The sequence below is a fragment of the Variovorax sp. Varisp53 genome, assembly GCF_059491555.1.
Genome location: NZ_CP168512.1, coordinates 6215399 through 6232702 on the forward strand (window position 1 = coordinate 6215399; position 17304 = coordinate 6232702).

At 66.9% G+C, this 17304-nt stretch carries 11 protein-coding genes; 4 read left to right on the forward strand and 7 right to left on the reverse strand.

The window, feature by feature from the left end:
* Positions 1-42 precede the first annotated feature (42 nt).
* From ACEOAB_RS29280 to ACEOAB_RS29305, 6 genes are all read right to left on the reverse strand, one after another.
* Positions 43-6051 (reverse strand): alpha-2-macroglobulin family protein, encoded by a 6009-nt coding sequence (locus tag ACEOAB_RS29280; protein ID WP_413750380.1) that lies wholly within the window; start codon positions 6049-6051, stop codon positions 43-45.
* A 415-nt stretch (positions 6052-6466) separates the two neighbouring features.
* On the reverse strand, positions 6467-8101 hold the full coding sequence (locus ACEOAB_RS29285) for an FAD-dependent oxidoreductase (protein WP_495653302.1): 1635 nt from the start codon (positions 8099-8101) through the stop codon (positions 6467-6469).
* Positions 8102-8108: 7 nt separating this feature from the next.
* Entirely contained in the window at positions 8109-9665 is a 1557-nt protein-coding gene (locus ACEOAB_RS29290; RefSeq protein ID WP_413749840.1) for a polyamine aminopropyltransferase, read from the reverse strand.
* Entirely contained in the window at positions 9662-9880 is a 219-nt protein-coding gene (locus tag ACEOAB_RS29295; protein WP_007828540.1) for a DUF350 domain-containing protein, read from the reverse strand. Before ACEOAB_RS29295 ends, ACEOAB_RS29290 begins: the two co-directional genes overlap by 4 nt.
* Positions 9881-9931: 51 nt before the next feature.
* Positions 9932-11419: a DUF4178 domain-containing protein gene (locus tag ACEOAB_RS29300; protein ID WP_413749839.1), complete on the reverse strand. Its 1488-nt coding sequence runs from the start codon at positions 11417-11419 to the stop codon at positions 9932-9934.
* 103 nt (positions 11420-11522) lie between these two features.
* A complete protein-coding gene (locus ACEOAB_RS29305) occupies positions 11523-12572 on the reverse strand; it encodes an SPFH domain-containing protein (protein WP_007828536.1) in 1050 nt (349 codons plus the stop codon).
* A gap of 172 nt (positions 12573-12744) precedes the next feature.
* Between ACEOAB_RS29305 and ACEOAB_RS29310 the strand changes: the two genes are divergently transcribed.
* The 4 genes from ACEOAB_RS29310 (at position 12745) to ACEOAB_RS29325 (ending at position 16388) form a co-directional block, all read left to right on the forward strand.
* Positions 12745-15093, forward strand: a complete 2349-nt coding sequence (locus ACEOAB_RS29310) for an NADP-dependent malic enzyme (protein ID WP_413749838.1) — start codon at positions 12745-12747, stop codon at positions 15091-15093.
* 181 nt (positions 15094-15274) lie between these two features.
* Positions 15275-15688, forward strand: coding sequence for a guanyl-specific ribonuclease (locus tag ACEOAB_RS29315; protein WP_007828532.1), 414 nt, complete (start codon positions 15275-15277; stop codon positions 15686-15688).
* A 50-nt stretch (positions 15689-15738) separates the two neighbouring features.
* Positions 15739-16164 carry a barstar family protein gene (locus ACEOAB_RS29320; RefSeq protein WP_157610139.1) on the forward strand — a complete coding sequence of 142 codons (426 nt, stop codon included), beginning with the start codon at positions 15739-15741 and terminating at the stop codon, positions 16162-16164.
* A gap of 77 nt (positions 16165-16241) precedes the next feature.
* Positions 16242-16388: a hypothetical protein gene (locus ACEOAB_RS29325; RefSeq protein ID WP_155403714.1), complete on the forward strand. Its 147-nt coding sequence runs from the start codon at positions 16242-16244 to the stop codon at positions 16386-16388.
* A 132-nt stretch (positions 16389-16520) separates the two neighbouring features.
* Here the strand turns inward: ACEOAB_RS29325 and rsmA are convergent, their stop codons facing one another.
* Positions 16521-17285, reverse strand: coding sequence for a 16S rRNA (adenine(1518)-N(6)/adenine(1519)-N(6))-dimethyltransferase RsmA (gene rsmA / locus ACEOAB_RS29330; protein WP_056594984.1), 765 nt, complete (start codon positions 17283-17285; stop codon positions 16521-16523).
* Positions 17286-17304 lie beyond the last annotated feature (19 nt).

Here is a 17304-nt window from a genome sequence, read left to right on the forward strand (position 1 = left end):
TCCCGCAAGCGGGAGAGGGGACAAGACCCAGGTGCGTCATGATCAATTCGCCACCACCTGGAAGCGCGCCCCTGCCGAGCGCGAGAACACGCGCCGGTCGTACATCGCCTCGCCGTACGCCGCCGGCACCACGTAGTCGCCCACGTTGGTGGCGCGCGCCTTGTAGGTCACCTCGAGCAGGTCCTTGTTGACGCTGCCGTAGAACACGACGCGGTCTTCGCGGATGTCGGCGTACTGCACCTTCCACGAGCCGCCGCCACCGAGGCGCTTCTTCCAGATCGGCGCGTCGGCGTTCGCATCGTCGTCGTCACCCACGGCCTGCAGCACCGGCTCCAGCCCGCCGGGCAGCACGTCGACCAGCGCCACGTCGTTGATGTTCGCCCGCTCCAGGCTGCGCACGCGCACCCGCACCGTGACCTCCTCGCCGAGCTTCGCCTTGGCGATCGGGTTGCCCTTGGCATCGAGCACTTCATGGAAGATCTCGAGGCCCTTGTTCACCGCGGTGGTGGGCACGTTGCGTTCGAAGCCCTGTTCGGCCCAGCTGTAGTACAGGTTGAAGTCGCTGTCGTTCGACAGCTTCAGCTTGGCGGTGCCGGCCGGCACCGCGGCGCGCGTGATCGGGTTGACCGCGCCCAGCGCGAGCGCGGCGGCCTGGCCCTGTGCATTGACGGTGCTCGCCGTGAGCTTGCCTTCCACGTTCTGCCCCACGGCCTCGAAGTACGAGTCGACCGCAAGCAGCATCGAGGCCGACGACAGGCTGTTGTACCAGCCGTCGCGCACCATCGCGCTCATGCCTTCCCACACCGCGGGCTTCAGCGTCTTCAGGCGCGACGGGAAGTGGCGGCCCACGAGGTGCAGCGTCACGCTGTCGTGCACCAGCGGGTCGTAGTAGGCGCCCCAGACGTTGCGGCGCTGCTTCTTCTCGGTGCGCGCGAGCAGGTCGGCCCACACCGGGTTGAGCAGCTCGTTGGCCACCTGCTCCTGCTTCACGAACTGGTAGCTCGCGGCGAGGTACACGGCGCCGAGGTCGTCGCTCCAGCCTTGCGTCTGCCTGCCGCGCCATGCTTCGCGCAGGTTGGCCAGTGCGGCCGGCGCGACGATGCCCTGCCGCGTCAGCAGGTAGGCCGCCTGCGTGCGCTGGCGCCAGCCGTCGAGCGAGCTGTCGCCGCTGCCGAGCCAGCCCTGCAGATAGATGTTGGCCTTCTGCAGCAGGTCTTGTGGCACGGGCAGCTTGTGGTCCTTGGCCTCGACCAGCAGGTGCACGGCGTACAGCGTGGCGAAGGCATCGGTGCCCGCACCGGGCCACAGCGAGAAGCCGCCGTCGGCCGTCTGCCGTGCGCGCAGCTGCACGAGGTAGCGCTCGAAGGTCTTGCGCGCCTCGGGCAGCGGGCCCTGCTCGGCCGTGCGCCCACGCGCCATTTCCTTCACCAGCTCGGGACGGCCCGAGAGCAGAACCGCCGGGAAGGTCTGGCTCGTGATCTGCTCGGTGCAGCCGTGCGGGTAGGCCTCCAGGTACTGCATGAGGCCGGTGGCAAAGGCCCACGGCGCGGCCGACACGGCCACGTCGCTCTGGCGGAAGTTCGGATACAGGTCGGCCTGGCTCGAGATTTCTCCCGCGCGCTGGAAGCTGCCGGCCTGCACCAGCGTGACGAAGGGCGATGCCGGACGCACGCTCACCTCGGTGGACAAGCGGGCGCTGTAGTTCTTGTGCGTGGAGGTGAACACCAGCGCCGAGGAACCCAGCACCGCCTGTTCGCCCGGCTTGGCGCGTACGTTGAACTTCGTGCTGGCTTCGCCGCGCTCGTTGACCTTGAGCGTCTGCGTGGCATCACCCACCACTTCGAGCCCGCCCGAGGCGGTGAGCGTGAGCGCGATGGGCGCTTCCTTGCCCGAGCCCACGATATTGTTGGCCAGGCCCACGCCCACCTCGACGGTGTCGCCGGGCGCCATCGCGAGCGGTGCGTTCGGCAGGATCACCATGTCGCCGCGCACCACGGTGCGGGTGCTCTTGGCGGCAGTGGTTTCGTCGTTCACCGCGACGGCCATCACGCGCAGGCTGCCGTTGAAGCTCTCGGGCACGGTGTAGCTGAACTCGCGGCTGCCGTTCACATCCACCAGCCCCGACCAGTAGGCCACCGGCTTGTCGCGCTTGCGCTTGAACGGGTTCAGGTGCTTGCCGAGTTCGCCTTCGCCGTCCCCGCCGGGCGCGGCGCCCTGCATGAGCTTCTTGAACTCCGGCAGGATCAGGTCGAGCGTCTGCAGCGTGCCGACTTCGAGCGCGCGCTTCTGGAAGAAGTGCTTGAGCGGATCGGGCGTCTTGTAGCGCGCCACCTGCAGGATGCCCTCGTCCACCGCAAACACCACGGCGCGCGTGGGCTTGTCACTGGTGAGCTTCATCTTCACGGTCTGGCCGGGCTTCACGAGTTCGCTGCTGGTGAGCTGCAGGTTGGCGGTGCGCTTGGTCAGCGCGGTGGCGAAGGGCACGACGCCGTACGACAGCGGGCTCATGTAGACCTCGTCCGAGGCCGGGTCGCGCACGAAGTGCACGTTGATGTAGCCCGTGCCTTCGAAGTCCTTGGGCAGAGTGATCTTCTGCACCGAGGCGGTCTTGTCGGTCTTGAACCAAGCGTGGGCGTAGACCTTGTCGCGCTCGATGGTGATGAGGCCGGCACCCACGTAGGGCGCGCGGATGCTCACGGCAATCTCCTGCCCCGGCTCGTAGTCCTTGCGGTCGAGCGTGAGCTGCAGCTCGGCATTGCGGTCGAGCGAACGCGAGACGTTGGCATTGCCGGCCACGCTGTATTCGACGCGGTTGAGCTCCAGCCCGTCGGCGTTGCGCACCACGTAGGCGAAGTTGCCGGGGGCGCCGGTGTCCAGCGCCACGGTGTTGCCGGCGGCAACGATGGCGAAGGGCTTCTCGTCGAGCACGATCTCCTTGCGGCGCGACTCGTAGCGATACAGGCCGCTGTCCTGCTTGATGAGCACCGACAGCACCTTGCGTTCGACGCGCTCGATCTTCAGGCCGGGCACGGCCGTCTTCCTGGCCTGCGGGTCGATCGCGATCACGGTGGCGCTGCGCGCGGCGCCCTTGCTCACGTAGCCGACGTCGCCGTCGACCTTCACGCCGACGAGGTAGGGCATGTCGCTCACCAGCGTCTGCGCCTCGGCCGACACGCTGCGCCCGCCCTCGGGCTCGAAGGCCTTGGCCAGCACGTGCACCTGGTAGGTGGCGGCGTCGAAGCGCGACAGGCGCAGGTCGAACTCGGCCTTGCCGTCGGCGCTGGTCTGCACGCTGCCCAGGTCGTCGACCTGCCTGTCGGCAGCGCGCTGCGGATCGAAGAAGGCGTAGTCGGTGAACGCACGGAACACCGGGAAGCCGGGGCTCAGCGTGAGAGTGCCTTCCACCTTGCGGTCGGGCGCGGGCGTACCGAAGAGGTTCTGCACGTCGATGAGGGCCTTCAGGTCCTTCGGCTTGACCCAGCCTTCGGCCACTTCGCTGCTGAGCTTGGCCGTGACCTTGGTGCGATCAGGCAGGAACTCCTGCACCTTCACGGTGGTGCTGCCGATCAGCAGGCCTTCGACCTCGGGCGTGCCGGGCGACGATTCGCGCGGCAGGTAGAGGTTGACGGTGTAGTTGCCGGTGGGCGAGCTGTCCTGCGTGGTGTGGGCGATTTCCGCGGCGCCACCGGGGCCGAGCTTGAGTTTTTCGCGGCGCACGCTGAGGCCGCGCGCGTCGATGATCTCGGCTTCGAGCGGCAGGTCGCGCAGCGAGGTGGCCCAGTTGCCGGCCTTCACCATCATCGCGATGTGCATGGTGTCGCCCGGGCGGTAGATGCCACGGTCGCTGAAGACGTAGGCCGTCATCTGGTTCGGCACGCCGGCCGCGCGCAAGCCGCCGACGTCGAAGCGCGAGATGTCCAGCGTGCGGTCGCTGCGGTTGAAGGGCAGGAAGCTCAGATCGCCGTCCTTGCGCACGACCAGCACCACCGGCGCCTTCTCGCGCTGGTAGCCGGCGAGGTTGGGCAGCTTGGCCGCGCCCGTCGCGTCGGTGGCCTGCGACGCGACGATCATGCCGTTGCGGCCCCACACCTCGACCATGGCGCCCGCCACCGGCTGGCCGTTGGCGATGCTCTGCACGAACACGTCGCGCGTGCCGTCGAGCGACTTCTTGGCGACGATGCCCAGGTCAGTGACGAGCACGAGGCGCTGGTCTAGCTGCTGCTCGGGGTTGCCGCCTTCGCCGTTGCCTTCTTCCTCGTCCGAGGACTGCTCCTGCTGCTGTTCGTCTTCGGGCTGGGCCTGCGCGTCGCCTTCGGGCTTCTTCTTGGCCTTGGGGTCGTAGCCCTGCACCTTGAGCAGGAACACGCCGCGCCGGTCGGCCGCGTCGCTGCGCAGGTACTCGGCGAAGTCGACCGTTTCGTAGTGCGCCTTGCCGGCGGGAATGCTGAGCGGGATCTCCTTCTGGAAGCGGTCGACGAGGTTGTCCGACTGCAGGCCGCCGTAGAACTGCGGATGCGCGAAGTCGCCGTTGGTCTGCGTCACCAGGTGCTGCAGCTGCTGCGGCAGCAGGCGGCCGATCTCGAGGCGGATGCCGGGCAGGTCGCGCACCAGGATCGGCAGCTTGCGCTCGCCCGAGAGTGCGAGCAGCGAGCCCTGGCTCATGATGGTGAGCTCGGGCGCGAAGGTCTTGAGCAGCAGCACGTCCTGGCGCGCCGCGCCGAGCTGGTAGCCGCCGGGCGTCTTCAAGCCCTTGGCCACGCGCACCAGCAGGTAGCGCCCGCCCTCGGCCTGCGGCATGCGGAAACTGACCATCTCGGTCACTTCGCGCTCGCTGGCGATGGGCTGCAGGTTGATCTTCTTCGCGCGGCGCAGCACGGCGTCAGTGATCTTCGCGGACCCGGCCGACCAGTCGAACTTCTCGTCGGGGTCGCCCTTGGCTTCTTCCGTGGCGGGCAGCAGCCAGGCCTGCACCACGCGCGCCATTTCGCGCTCGTGCACCGGCATCGAGGCGGTGACGTGCATCACGTGCTCGGGCTCGCCGTTCTCGCCGGTGACGATGGTGGGCTCGATGCCGGCGATGGCCAGGCTGAAGAGGCCGGGGATGTCGACCGCGCGGGACTGGTCGTTGCGCAGCGCCGGGCCGCCCTTCTGCGCGACCGTGCCGGCCGTGAGGCTGAGAATCGCTGGACGCGTCTTCTCGGGAATCGGCAGCGGCTCCGACTGCAGGGTGGCATTGAGGCGCAGCTTGTCGTAGCTGACCGTGAACTTCTCGCTCGCGCACTTGCCGACGCTGAAGATCGAGCTGCTGCAGGGCTGGTCGTAGGTCAGCACCAGGCGCTTTTCGAACTCGGCCGTGTTGACGGGGTGCGAGAAGCGCACCTGGAAAAGCGCGCGGCGCACGTTGGCCTGCACCGGGTCCTGATAGAACTCGGCGCTGGCGATCTGGGCGGTGAATTCGGGCGAGGTGAACTCGTACTTGCGCTGCGCCATCTCGATGTGCGGCGCGAGCGCGTTGCCGGCGATCTGCACCTTGTAGGGCTGGCCGATGGGCCAGTCCTGCGCGGGCAGGAATTCGAGGCGATTCTGTTTGGTCCAGCTCCAGCGGCCGGCGATGGCGGGCTCGATGGTGACGCCGGTGGCCTCCTGGCCGATGCGCGCAATGGGCGCGACCGAGGCGGAGAAGTTCATGACGAAGGGGTTCGGCCCCTTGTCGAGCTCGATCTGCGTACGCTGCGGCGGCTCGGTCTTCGCGGTGGCGACGACGGGCTCGACGCGGTCGGGCGTGAGGCCGTGCCACCACTTCAGCACATGGGGGCTCGCCATCCAGCCGGCCAACACGAGCAAGAGGAGCAGCACCAGCCAGGCCAACCGCTGCTGCAGCCACTGCAATCCGAGCAGCACGAAGGCGCCGGCAATGCGCAGCCAGCCCGGGGGTCGCCAGGAACCGATGAGCCCGCGGGCCAGCGGACGCAGGAAGCCGAGCGCGCGGCCCAGCCCGGTGAAGAGCACGTCGCTGAGCGACGCGAGTTTTCTGTTGGCGACTTGAAGCATGGAAGCTCCCCCGATGTTTTTGTTGGCGTTCGCGAGTTTGCAGACCGTCTGTGAAGCAATGGCGCCGTGTGTGAAGTCCGCGTGAAAACTGCACGGGGCTGCGCCGGGCCGTTTTCAAGGATTCATGGTGCGGTTTGCCTTGCTGGGTGTTTTTTCATGGCGAGTGCAAAGGACACCGGGTGTCCCCCTCCGCGAATGTCCCCCGGCTTCGCCTCCTCCTTTATTTCGCTGCGGGGGACACCCGGTGCCCTTCGCACAGGGCACGCTGCGTTTCTTCCGCTCGATCAACCAGTGCTCCGAACGATCACGTCGATGGGGTGCTCTGCGCAGCGAAATAAAGGAGGAGGCCGCAGGCCGGGGGACATTCGCGGAGCAGAGCACCCCGTCGGCGTGATTGCGTCTCGGACGTGTGTCCTCATGCCGCCCCCACGCTCGTTCCGGCGAGGTGCCCACGCGTGAACGCCTCCTCGAAGATCGAGTAGCCCGACCAGTCTGCATGCGCGAACGACAGGCGGCCCGCCACGACGCTGCCGCGATGCGCAGCATCGGGCGCGCTGCGCTGCGAGCCGATCTGGGCCAGTAGTCCTGGCCTGGGGATGGACATGGCGTGTCCATAGCGCGTGACGTCGATGCGCGTGGCGAGCGAAAGCAAGTCGGGGTGCGGCACCGACAGCTCTGCGAGCAGGTCGTCCCGCCAGCCGCTCCACGGCCGATCGAGCAGCAGCTTGCGGCCGTCTGCCGCGTCGTAGTTGCTCGGCCCCAGCGGGCGGTACCAGCTGAGCACCGTGCCGCGCGGCGTCGGGTCGAGCGACTGGTGCCGCGCGTCGACGTAGCCGAGGCCGCGCGTGCCGTGGATCACGTTGTCCCAGCTCGGCGCGGCGCCGTGGCGGTCGGCCAGCGGGCCGCGCAGATGGATGTTGGCCACGAGCCAGGGCGCGTAGCGCACGTGGGCCGCGGCGTTCTTCAGCACGGCCGGCGAGCTCTCGACCACGCGCGCGGCGATGAACACGGGCAGCGCGACGATGCAGCGCTCGGCCTGCCAGCGCACGAGCGATTTCGTGGCCGCATCCCACGCGTCGACCTCGACGCCGTCGCGCACCTCGGCGATGCGCGTAACGACCTGGCCGGTGCGCAGCCGGTCGCCGAGCGGCCTGGCCAGCTGCTTCGTGAGCCAGCCGTTGCCTTCGGGCCAGGTGAGGATGCCGTCGCGCTCGGGGCTCGAATCGTTGACGCTGCCGGTGGGATCGCCGGGCGCATGGAAGCCGTGGCGGCTCGCGAAGTAGTGGATGCCGGCCCAGGCCGAGACGTGTTCGATGCCGGCGCCGTAATCGTCGCGGCAGCAGTAGTCGAGGTACCAGCGCAGCTGCGCGTCGCTGAAGCCTTCGCTGTCGAGCCAGCCCGCGAAGGTGATGGCGTCGAGCGCCAGCAGCTCGGGCGTGACGGCGACCTTGAGCGTGGGAATGGCGAAGTGCGCCGCGTGCTGCATCGCATCGATGCGCTGCGCGAACTTGCGGTACTGCGCGAGCGTGCCTTCGCCCACGCCGTGCACGGGCAGCAGGCCGTCCTGCCACTCGCCGCGGAAGAACAGGCGCTCCTGCGGGCTGTGGCAGAGCATGACCTCGTCGTATTCCCAGCGACCCGCCACGCGGCGGCGCAGGCCGAGTTCCTCGAGCAGGTCCTGCACCTCGCGCGCATCGTCGCCGGGAACCGGCAGGTAGTGCGCGCCCAGCGGGCAGGCGATGCCGTTGACCACGCCGCCGCGTGCATTGCCGCCGGCGGTGTCCTCGAGCTCGAGCAGCGTGAAGTCGTCGATGCCCGAGAGCCGCAGGGCGCGTGCGGCCGCAAGGCCCGCGACGCCGCCGCCTGCGATCACCACGCGCGTGCGCTTCACGACGGCGGGCGCCTGGCTCTTGAGCGCGCCGTCGCGCATCGCGTGGCCGCGCGCCACGTCGATACCGGTGAAGCCGCCTTCGATGGGCGTTGGCGGCGCCTCGCAGCCGGCAAGCGCCAGCGCGCCTGCCGCCATTCCGAGAAATTCGCGCCGTTGCATGACTCAGCTAGTGCGCCATCACCTTGCCCCACTCCTGCTCGTAGGTGGTGACAAGGGTCTGGTTCGACAGCCGGTTCACTTCGGCCGGCACGCGCGCCATGTCGAGCGGGAAGTCGAACATCAACGGCAGCGTGGAAGGAGAGAGGAAGCGCAGGCCCGAAGGCAGCGCATCGGGCATGCGGTAGGGCCGCCGGCTCGCGATGATGTAGCCCCATTCGCCGAAGCTCGGCACGTGCGCGTGATACGGCGTGGCGCGCAGGCCCACCGATTCGATGGTGGTGGCCACGGTCCAGTAGCTCTTGCGCGCCACCAGCGGCGAGGTGGTCTGGATCACCGCGTAGCCGCTGGCCGAAAGGCGCTTCTCGAGCAGCGCGTAGAAGCTGTTGGTGTAGAGCTTGCCGATGGCGAAGTTGGTCGGATCCGGAAAGTCGACCACGATCACGTCGAACATGTCCCCGGGCTGCTGCAGCCACTGGAAGGCGTCGGTGTTGACGATCTTCACCTTGGGCGACGAGAGCGAGTGGCCGTTGAGCGCGGCCAGGGTCTCGTGCTCGGTGAAGAGTTTTGTCATGTTCGGATCGAGCTCCACGAGCGTGACCGACTCGACCGAGGGGTACTTGAGAATCTCGCGCACCGCCATGCCGTCGCCGCCGCCCAGCACGGCGACCTTCTTCGGCGCGCCCTGCGCGGCCATCACCGGATGCACGAGCGCCTCGTGATAGCGGTATTCGTCGCGCTCGGCGAACTGCAGGTTGCCGTTGAGGAACAGCCGGTGCCCGAGCAGCCCGCGCGTGACCACGATGCGCTGGTAGGGCGAGGTGGCGCTGAACACGATACGGTCCTGGTAGAACTTGTCCTCGGCCAGCGTGGTGATGTGATCGGCCCAGGCGAAGGCCGCGACCAGTGCGGCCAGTGCGAGAAAGCACGCGACCGCATGCGCGCCGACGCGGCGCAGCTCATGCCGGAACAACCACAGCGCCCACACCGCCACGGCCGCATTCATGAAGCCGAACAGCAGGCCGGTGCGGATCATGCCGAGCTGCGGCACAAGGACGAGCGGAAACGCCACCGACACCGCGAGCGCGCCGAGGTAGTCGAAGGTGAGCACCTGAGACACGAGGTTCTTGAGCACGATGTTGCGCTTCAGGATGCGCATCACCAGCGGAATCTCGAGCCCCACCAGCGTGCCCACGACCATCACGAGGCCGTACAGCAGCAGCCGGAAGGCGCTCGGCACATACGCATTCGCCAGGAACAGGATCGCCGGCAACGCACCGCCGATGAGCGCCACCATCAGTTCGATGCGAAGGAAGTGCGCCGGCAGTTGCCGCTCGAAATAGCGCGAGAGCCATGAGCCCACGCCCATCGCGAACAGGTAGGTGCCGATGATGGTGCTGAACTGCAGCACCGAGTCGCCCAGCAGATAGCTGCTCAGCGCGGCCGCGCTCAGTTCGTAGACAAGCCCGCAGGCGGCGACCACGAACACGCTGGCGAGCAGCGCGATCTCCACGGGTTGCGGCCCCCGCGCATCCGGGGTGCGCGCGGGCAGGGCCGCGTCGCTCAATGGATTGCTGCGGCGACGATGATGCTGATGCCGAGGCTCATCGCGGCAACCACCAGCCCCAGCGCCACGTTCTGCTTCTCGACGATCTCGCCCCACAGGTCATAGGGCGTGATCTTGTCGATGATCAGGAAGCAGAGCCAGAAGACCAGGACGCCGATCAGCGCGTACACGAGCGATCCGAGGACCACGCCCGGTTTCAGCCATTCAAATCCCATGGGGACCTCCAGTCGTAGTAGTGAGAGACAACATCGCGTGCATCTTCGCCGTCATTTGTGGCCGCCGCCACTCGAATAGCCGCCGTACGAGCCGCCCGAGCTGCGGTAACCGCCCGAGGAGTCGTTGGTATTGCTGCAGGTGCTCATGATGATCAACACGATGATGATCACGACGACGATGAGGACGATGGTGCCGCAGCCCATGCCGGATGCGGCACTCACGGGCAGCGCGTCGGCGCGCTTGAACATGTCCTTGCGCGCGTCGAGCTTGAAGGCGGTGGCCACCAGGCCGCTGTCGAGCTTGCTGCCCGACGACCACGTGAGTTCGTTGGCCGAGCGCTCCATCGACAGCAGCGCGCCGCCGCTGGCGAAGTCGCGGTTGAAGGTTTTCTGCCCGCGCTCGACCTGCCAGTAGAACTCGCCCGCCACGTAGGTGGTCTCGGCGTTGTAGGCGTACTGCTGCTGGTAGCGCTTGTTGAGGTAGGTGGCGGTGCTGCCGTTCTCGGCCATCACAGGCGCGCCTGTGGTCGGCTTGACCATGCTCCAGCCGTCCTCGGCGTCCACCAGGAAGCTGAAGCCGCGCTTCTTGTTGTAGAGCAGGTACTCGTCCCAGCCGAACAACTCGTCGTCGCCGGGCGCGCTGCCCATGCGGTGCTGGAAGCCGACCACCTGCCACTGCGCGCCCTGCAGCTGGCCCATGCTGCCCAGCGCGATGAGCGGGCGCACGGGCTCGTCCTGCGTGGCGTGCTTGAGCTCGCCGCCGATGCCTTGCGACAGGTCGACGATGCTGTTGCACGAGCGGCAGGTGATGCTCTTGCTGTCGGCGAAGTTGACGGTGACGGGCGAGCCGCAGTTGGGGCAGTTGAAACTGCGGCCCTTTTCGTCCTTGGCGGATTCCTCGCGCAGGCCGGTGAGCTGCAGGTCTTCGAGCTGCACCGAGCGGCCGAGGTAGCTCGCGGGCGGCTGCGTGCCGTAGTCGATGCTGAGGACCAGGCCCTTGTCGTTGCGCAGCTCGACCATCGCGAAGGAACGGCCGAGCTCGGGCAGGTGCGGCAGTTCGCCCTGCGCGGAGGTCAGCGCCACCTGCTCGTTCGAGGTGACGGCGTAGCTCTGGCCCGCGAAGGCGGTGGTGGCGCCCACGCGCAGTTCGTTCCAGGGCGGCGCAGTGCGTTGCAGGTCGAAGGGCAGTGCGAAGACGTAGGCGCCGTTGTCCTCGCTGAGCACGCCGGTGCGGTCGCCGTCGAGCGCGGCGATCCACTCGGTCCAGCGGCCGCCGGGGTAGGTGTACTGCAGCCGGCCGATCAGCGTGAAGGGCTTGTCCTGGATGCGGCCGGCGGCAAACAGCTGCAGCGGGCTGAAGTCGTCGAACAGCTCGGCCATCTTGCCGGTGCGCGCGAGCGTGTCGCCCTGTCGCACGACGGTGCTCTGGCAGTAGGGGCAGACCGCGTGCGTCGATTGCGCCGATCGGAATTCGACCGGCGCGCCGCAGCCGGGGCAGGGTGCGCGGTAGTAGCGTTGGTTGCCGTTTTCCTCAGCCATGGCTTGCAGGCCATGGCTCGGACGGCCACGAGTTTTTCAAGCCAATGAGGCCTCTGGCGCCCGTGGAACGGGCGTCAGGCGCTATCGGGAACATGGCGCCGGGTCAGACGAGCTTTTTGAGGAGTTCCACCTTCTTGGCGTCGAACTCTTCCTGCGTGAGGATGCCCTTGGCCTTGAGTTCGCCGAGCTTCTCGAGCGTGGTCATCACGTCGGTGGGGCTCACCACGGCCACGGCCGGCTGCTGCTGCGTCGCCGCAGCCTGGGCGGCCGCATTCGGGCTCAGGCCCTGCGCGAGGTTCTGCGCCAGCACCTGGCCGAGCGCCACGCCGGCGCCCAGGCCCATCGCGTCGCCCGCGATGCCGCTGCCGCCAGCGGCGCCCTCGGCGAACTTGGGAATGGCCTGCGCCGTCTGGTACTGCATGAACTTGCCCATGTCGTTGCCGACCATGCCCATGCCGATCTTCTGGTCGAGGATCTTCTGGAGCTCTTCGGGCAGCGAGACGTTCTGCACCGTGATGTTCTCGAGCTTGATGCCGATCTTCCCGAACTCGGGCACCAGCTGCGCGGCGAGCGCCTGCGCAAACTGGATCTGGTTGGCCGCGAGGTCGAGGAAGGGCACGCCGCTCGAAGCGATGGCGTTGCTGATGTTCTGCAGCACCAGCCCACGCAGCTGGCCGTCGAGGTCGGCCACCGAGTAGATGTCGCGCGTGCCGGAGATCTCGGTGTGGAAGGCCTTGGCGTCGCCGATGCGGAAGCTGTAGTTGCCGAAGGCCCGCAGGCGCACCGCGCCGAAGTCCTTGTCGCGGATGGTGATCGGCTGGGGCGTGCCCCACTTCTGGTCGACCTGCTGGCGGGTGCTGAAGAAATAGACGTCGCTCTTGAAGGGGGACTCGAAGAGCTTGTCCCAGTTCTTCAGGTACGTGAGCACGGGCAGCGTCTGCGTCGTGAGCTTGTACATGCCGGGGCCAAACACGTCGGCCACCTTGCCTTCGTTGACGAAGACGGCAACCTGCGATTCGCGAACGGTGAGCGAGGCGCCGTTCTGGATTTCCATCTCGGCCATTGGGAAGCGCCAGGCCAGCGTGCCGTCGCCGGTCTCGGTCCACTGGATGATGTCGATGAACTGCTTCTTGATGAAATCCATCAGGGCCATGGTCGCTCCTCGTTTTTTCAGGTTTTGTCCGAACCGTGCATATTGCCACACCGGTTTGACGCCGCACCCGGCTTTTCGCCATGGCTCCCACCGGCCATGCGGCGTATGGCCGGTGCGCAGCGAGGTCTACAATCGGCGCCCCCAGAAGAAGCGCCACCAGGAGCTACGGCACATGTCAGATTCGACCCCCTCGACCTCATCGACTCCCACGCCCGAAGACAAACGCGCCGAGTTGCGACGTGCCGCCCTCGAGTACCACGAGTTTCCCGTGCCCGGCAAGATCGCCATCGCGGCGACCAAGCAGATGGTCAACCAGCGTGACCTGTCGCTGGCCTACTCGCCCGGCGTGGCCGCGCCCTGCGAGGAAATCGTCAAGGACCCGGCCAACGCGTTCAAGTACACCTCGCGCGGCAATCTCGTGGCCGTCATCAGCAACGGCACCGCCGTGCTGGGCCTGGGCGACATCGGCCCGCTGGCGTCCAAGCCGGTGATGGAAGGCAAGGGCGTCCTCTTCAAGAAGTTCGCCGGCGTCGACGTGTTCGACATCGAGATCGACGAGAAGGACCCGGCCAAGCTGGTCGACATCATCGCGTCGCTGGAGCCGACCTTCGGCGCCATCAACCTCGAAGACATCAAGGCGCCGGACTGCTTCTACGTCGAGCGCGAGCTGCGCAAACGCATGAAGATCCCGGTGTTCCACGACGACCAGCACGGCACGGCCATCACGGTGGCGGCCGCCATGGTCAACGGCCTGAAGGTGGCCGGCAAGAACATCGCCGAGGTGAAGCTGGTGGCCTCCGGCGCCGGTGCCGCTGCGCTGGCCTGCCTGAACCTGCTGCTGAAGGTCGGCCTGAAGCGCGAGAACGTGTTCGTCACCGACCTCGCTGGCGTGGTCTACGAAGGCCGCACCGAGCTGATGGACGACGACAAGCGCCAGTACATGCAGAAGACCGACGCGCGCACGCTCGCAGAGGTGATCGAGGGCGCCGACGTGTTCCTGGGCCTGTCGGCCGGCGGCGTGCTCAAGCCTGCCATGGTGGCCAAGATGGCCAAGCGCCCGGTGATCTTCGCGCTGGCGAACCCGAACCCCGAGATCGCGCCCGAGGACGCCCATGCGGTGCGCGACGACGTCATCATGGCCACCGGCCGCACCGACTACCCGAACCAGGTCAACAACGTCCTGTGCTTCCCGTACATCTTCCGCGGTGCGCTGGACTGCGGCGCGACGACGATCACCGACGAGATGGAAATCGCCGCGGTGCACGCCATTGCCGACCTGGCACAGGCCGAGCAGAGCGAGCGCGTGGCTGCGGCCTACGTCGGTGAAAAGCTGTCCTTCGGCCCCGAATACCTGATTCCGAAGCCCTTCGATCCGCGTCTCATGATGAAGATCGCGCCGGCCGTGGCCAAGGCAGCCGAGGATAGCGGCGTGGCGTCGCGTCCGATCAAGGACATGGACGCCTACCGCGACAGGCTGCAGAGCTTCGTCTATGCCTCGGGCACCACGATGAAGCCGATCTTCGACAGCGCCCGGCGCGCGTCGAAGAAGCGCGTGGCGTACTGCGAAGGCGAGGAAGAGCGCGTTCTGCGCGCCGCGCAGATCGTGGTCGACGAGGGCATTGCGCGTCCGACGCTGATCGGCCGCCCGGCCGTCATCGCCCAGCGCATCGAGAAGTTCGGCCTGCGCCTGAAGGAAGAGCTCGACTACGACATCGTCAACGTCGAGCAGGACCACCGCTACCGCGATTTCTGGCAGACCTACCACCGCATGACCGAGCGCAAGGGCCAGACGGTGCAGACCGCCAAGATCGAGATGCGCCGCCGCCTCACGCTGATTGGCGCGATGCTGCTGCACAAGGACGAGGTGGACGGCATGATCTGCGGCACCTGGGGCACCACGCTGATCCACCTGCACTACATCGACCAAGTGATCGGCAAGCGCCCCGGCGGCTGCGAAAGCACGCCGCAGGACGTGCCGGTGTACGCCTGCATGAACGGCCTGCTGCTGCCTGACCGCCAGGTGTTCCTGGTCGACACGCACGTCAACTACGACCCCTCGCCCGAGGAACTGGCCGAGATCACAACGATGGCGGCCGAGGAAATGATGCGCTTCGGCCTGAAGCCGAAGGCGGCGCTGCTGTCGCATTCGAACTTCGGCACCAGCAACGAGCCCAGCGCCATCAAGATGCGCAAGACGCTCGAACTGCTGCGCGTGCAGGCGCCCTGGCTCGAAGTGGATGGCGAAATGCACGGCGACGTGGCGCTCGACAGCAAGCAGCGCGCGGTCGTCATGCCGCACAGCGCACTGGCCGGCGACGCCAACCTGTTGGTATTTCCGAACATCGATGCCGCCAATATTTCGTACAACCTGCTCAAGACGGCGGCTGGCGGCAATATCGCGATCGGCCCGGTTCTGCTCGGCGCGGCCAAACCTGTGCACATTCTCACGGCCAGCGCGACTGTTCGACGCATCGTGAACATGACAGCCTTGACAGTGGCTGACGCAAACGCCGAAAGATAGGCCCTTTGGCGAGAGTGGTCGCCAACTTAAAGCACCACTCACCCCCCTTGCGACTGCTCAAACTTTGAGCAGTCGCTTGCTATTTTCGCCAGCGTGGTGCACACTCGCGGGCTTGAATTTGCGGGTTAACCCCGACGTTGATCGCCGATTCGAACCCCCCGCTCTTTTCTTGTGGTGCCCCATGGCGGCTTACGCCTCGATCACGTCCTCGTTCACAAAGTTTGCGCTCACCAGCCTGATGCTGGCGGCGTTGACGACGGGGGCCGAGGCCCGCGGATGGTTCGGCGCCGGAAAAACGTCCGCCGAGGAAACAATTGCACTGTCCGACTTGCCGGTGCAAGGCCAGCGAACCTACCAGGCCATCCTCAGTGGCGGCCCCTTCCGGCATGACAAGGACGGCACCGTGTTCGGCAATCGCGAGCGTCTTTTGCCGCCGGCGCGCCGTGGCCACTACCGCGAGTACACGGTGCAGACGCCCGGTTCACGCAATCGTGGTGCACAACGGATCGTCTGCGGCGGCGAGCAGCGCACGGCACCCGAGGCCTGCTGGTACACGGCAGATCACTATGCGAGTTTCAGACGGATTGCGCCATGAGCGATGAAAACGACCTGGGCGGCGCCCCGAAGCGCCCCGAAGAAATGATGATGACTATGGAAAGACCAGCGGAGATGACCTTATCCCTTCGTGCCGTACGCCCGAACATCGTGCAATCGATCCGCGCGTTCCGCGTGAGCGACCTGCAGGACGCTGCCAACGCAGCCGGCCAGCACTTCCTGTACGCCAACCTGGGCAACGCCCAGACCAAGCAGGACGTGCTCGACCTGATCGCGCAGCAGTTCACGTTCCCGGCCCACTTCGGGAAGAACTTCGACGCGCTGTACGACTGCATGACGGACCCGTTGCATAAATCGGGCCCGCAGCCTGGTTTCGTCATCGTCCTGGAACAGATTCCGGCCAACGCCAAGTTCGACAAGGAAGCGCGCGAGCAGCTGCTCGACATCTTCCGCGACGCCTCGGACTACTGGGGCGACCGCAAGGTCCCGTTCCGGTGCTTCTATTCTTTTCTGTAGCCCGTTCTGCATCTACCAGCCAAGCAGAACGGGCGAACGAGGCTCAGCCAAACGCTGAAACCCTCGATGGCATCGAAGTGAACCCCAACGCCGCCGCAACGGCCGCCGCCAGCACCGAGCCGGCCGGCGAAAAAATGCCGACCGACAAACTGGTCGACGTGTCGCCCCTGGCGCTGCGCATGAGCAGCCCTTTCAACGCTGGCTACTGGCTCGCCGCCGCGTAAGCGGTTCACCCCCAGGCTGCGCGCACTTCGTGTCGCTGCGCCTACCCCCTTCCGGGGGCGGTGCTGGCCGACCGGCAAAGCCGGATCGGCGGCACCCTGGAATTGAAAAAGCCCCGCTTCTGCGGGGCTTTTTCAATGGGGGACGGCTTGGGCCAATGCCACGTATTCGGCTACCGGCACTTCTTCGGCACGGCGCTGGGGGTCGAACGCCCCATCGAAGCCATGTTCCTCAAGCCACTTGCCCAGCGTGTGCCGCAGGATCTTGCGGCGCTGGCTGAAAGCCACCTGCACGATCTCGCCGAGCCGCGCCGCATCCACGGCCGGCGGTTCGGCCAGCGGCACCATGCGCACCACGGCGCTGTCCACGCGCGGCGGCGGGTCGAAGCTCTCGGGCGGCACGAACAGCACGTTTTCCATCTCATAGCGCCACTGCAGCATCACGCTCAGGCGGCTGTAGTCCGAGGTGGCGGGTTTCGCCACCATGCGGTCGATCACTTCCTTTTGCAGCATGAAGTGCTGGTCGGCGACCAGGTGGGCATAGCCCAGCAGGTGGAACAGGATGGGCGTGGAGATGTTGTAAGGCAGGTTGCCCACCACGCGCAGGGGTTTCGACGCCTTGGCCGCGAGTTCGGCGAAATCCACCTTCAACACGTCGGATTCGATGACGTCGAGCTGCGAATGCTCGCGCAGCCGCTTGGCCAGGTCACGGTCGAGCTCGATGACCGTCAGGCGGCCGAGCCGCTCGACCAGCGGCTGCGTCAGCGCCGCAAGCCCCGGGCCGATCTCGACCATCGGATCGCCGGGCTGCGGTGCGATCTCGCTCACGATCGCATCGATGATCCCCCCGTCGGACAGGAAATGCTGCCCGAATCGCTTCCTCGCGATGTGCTGAGCCATGCCGTCAAGCCACCGTCAA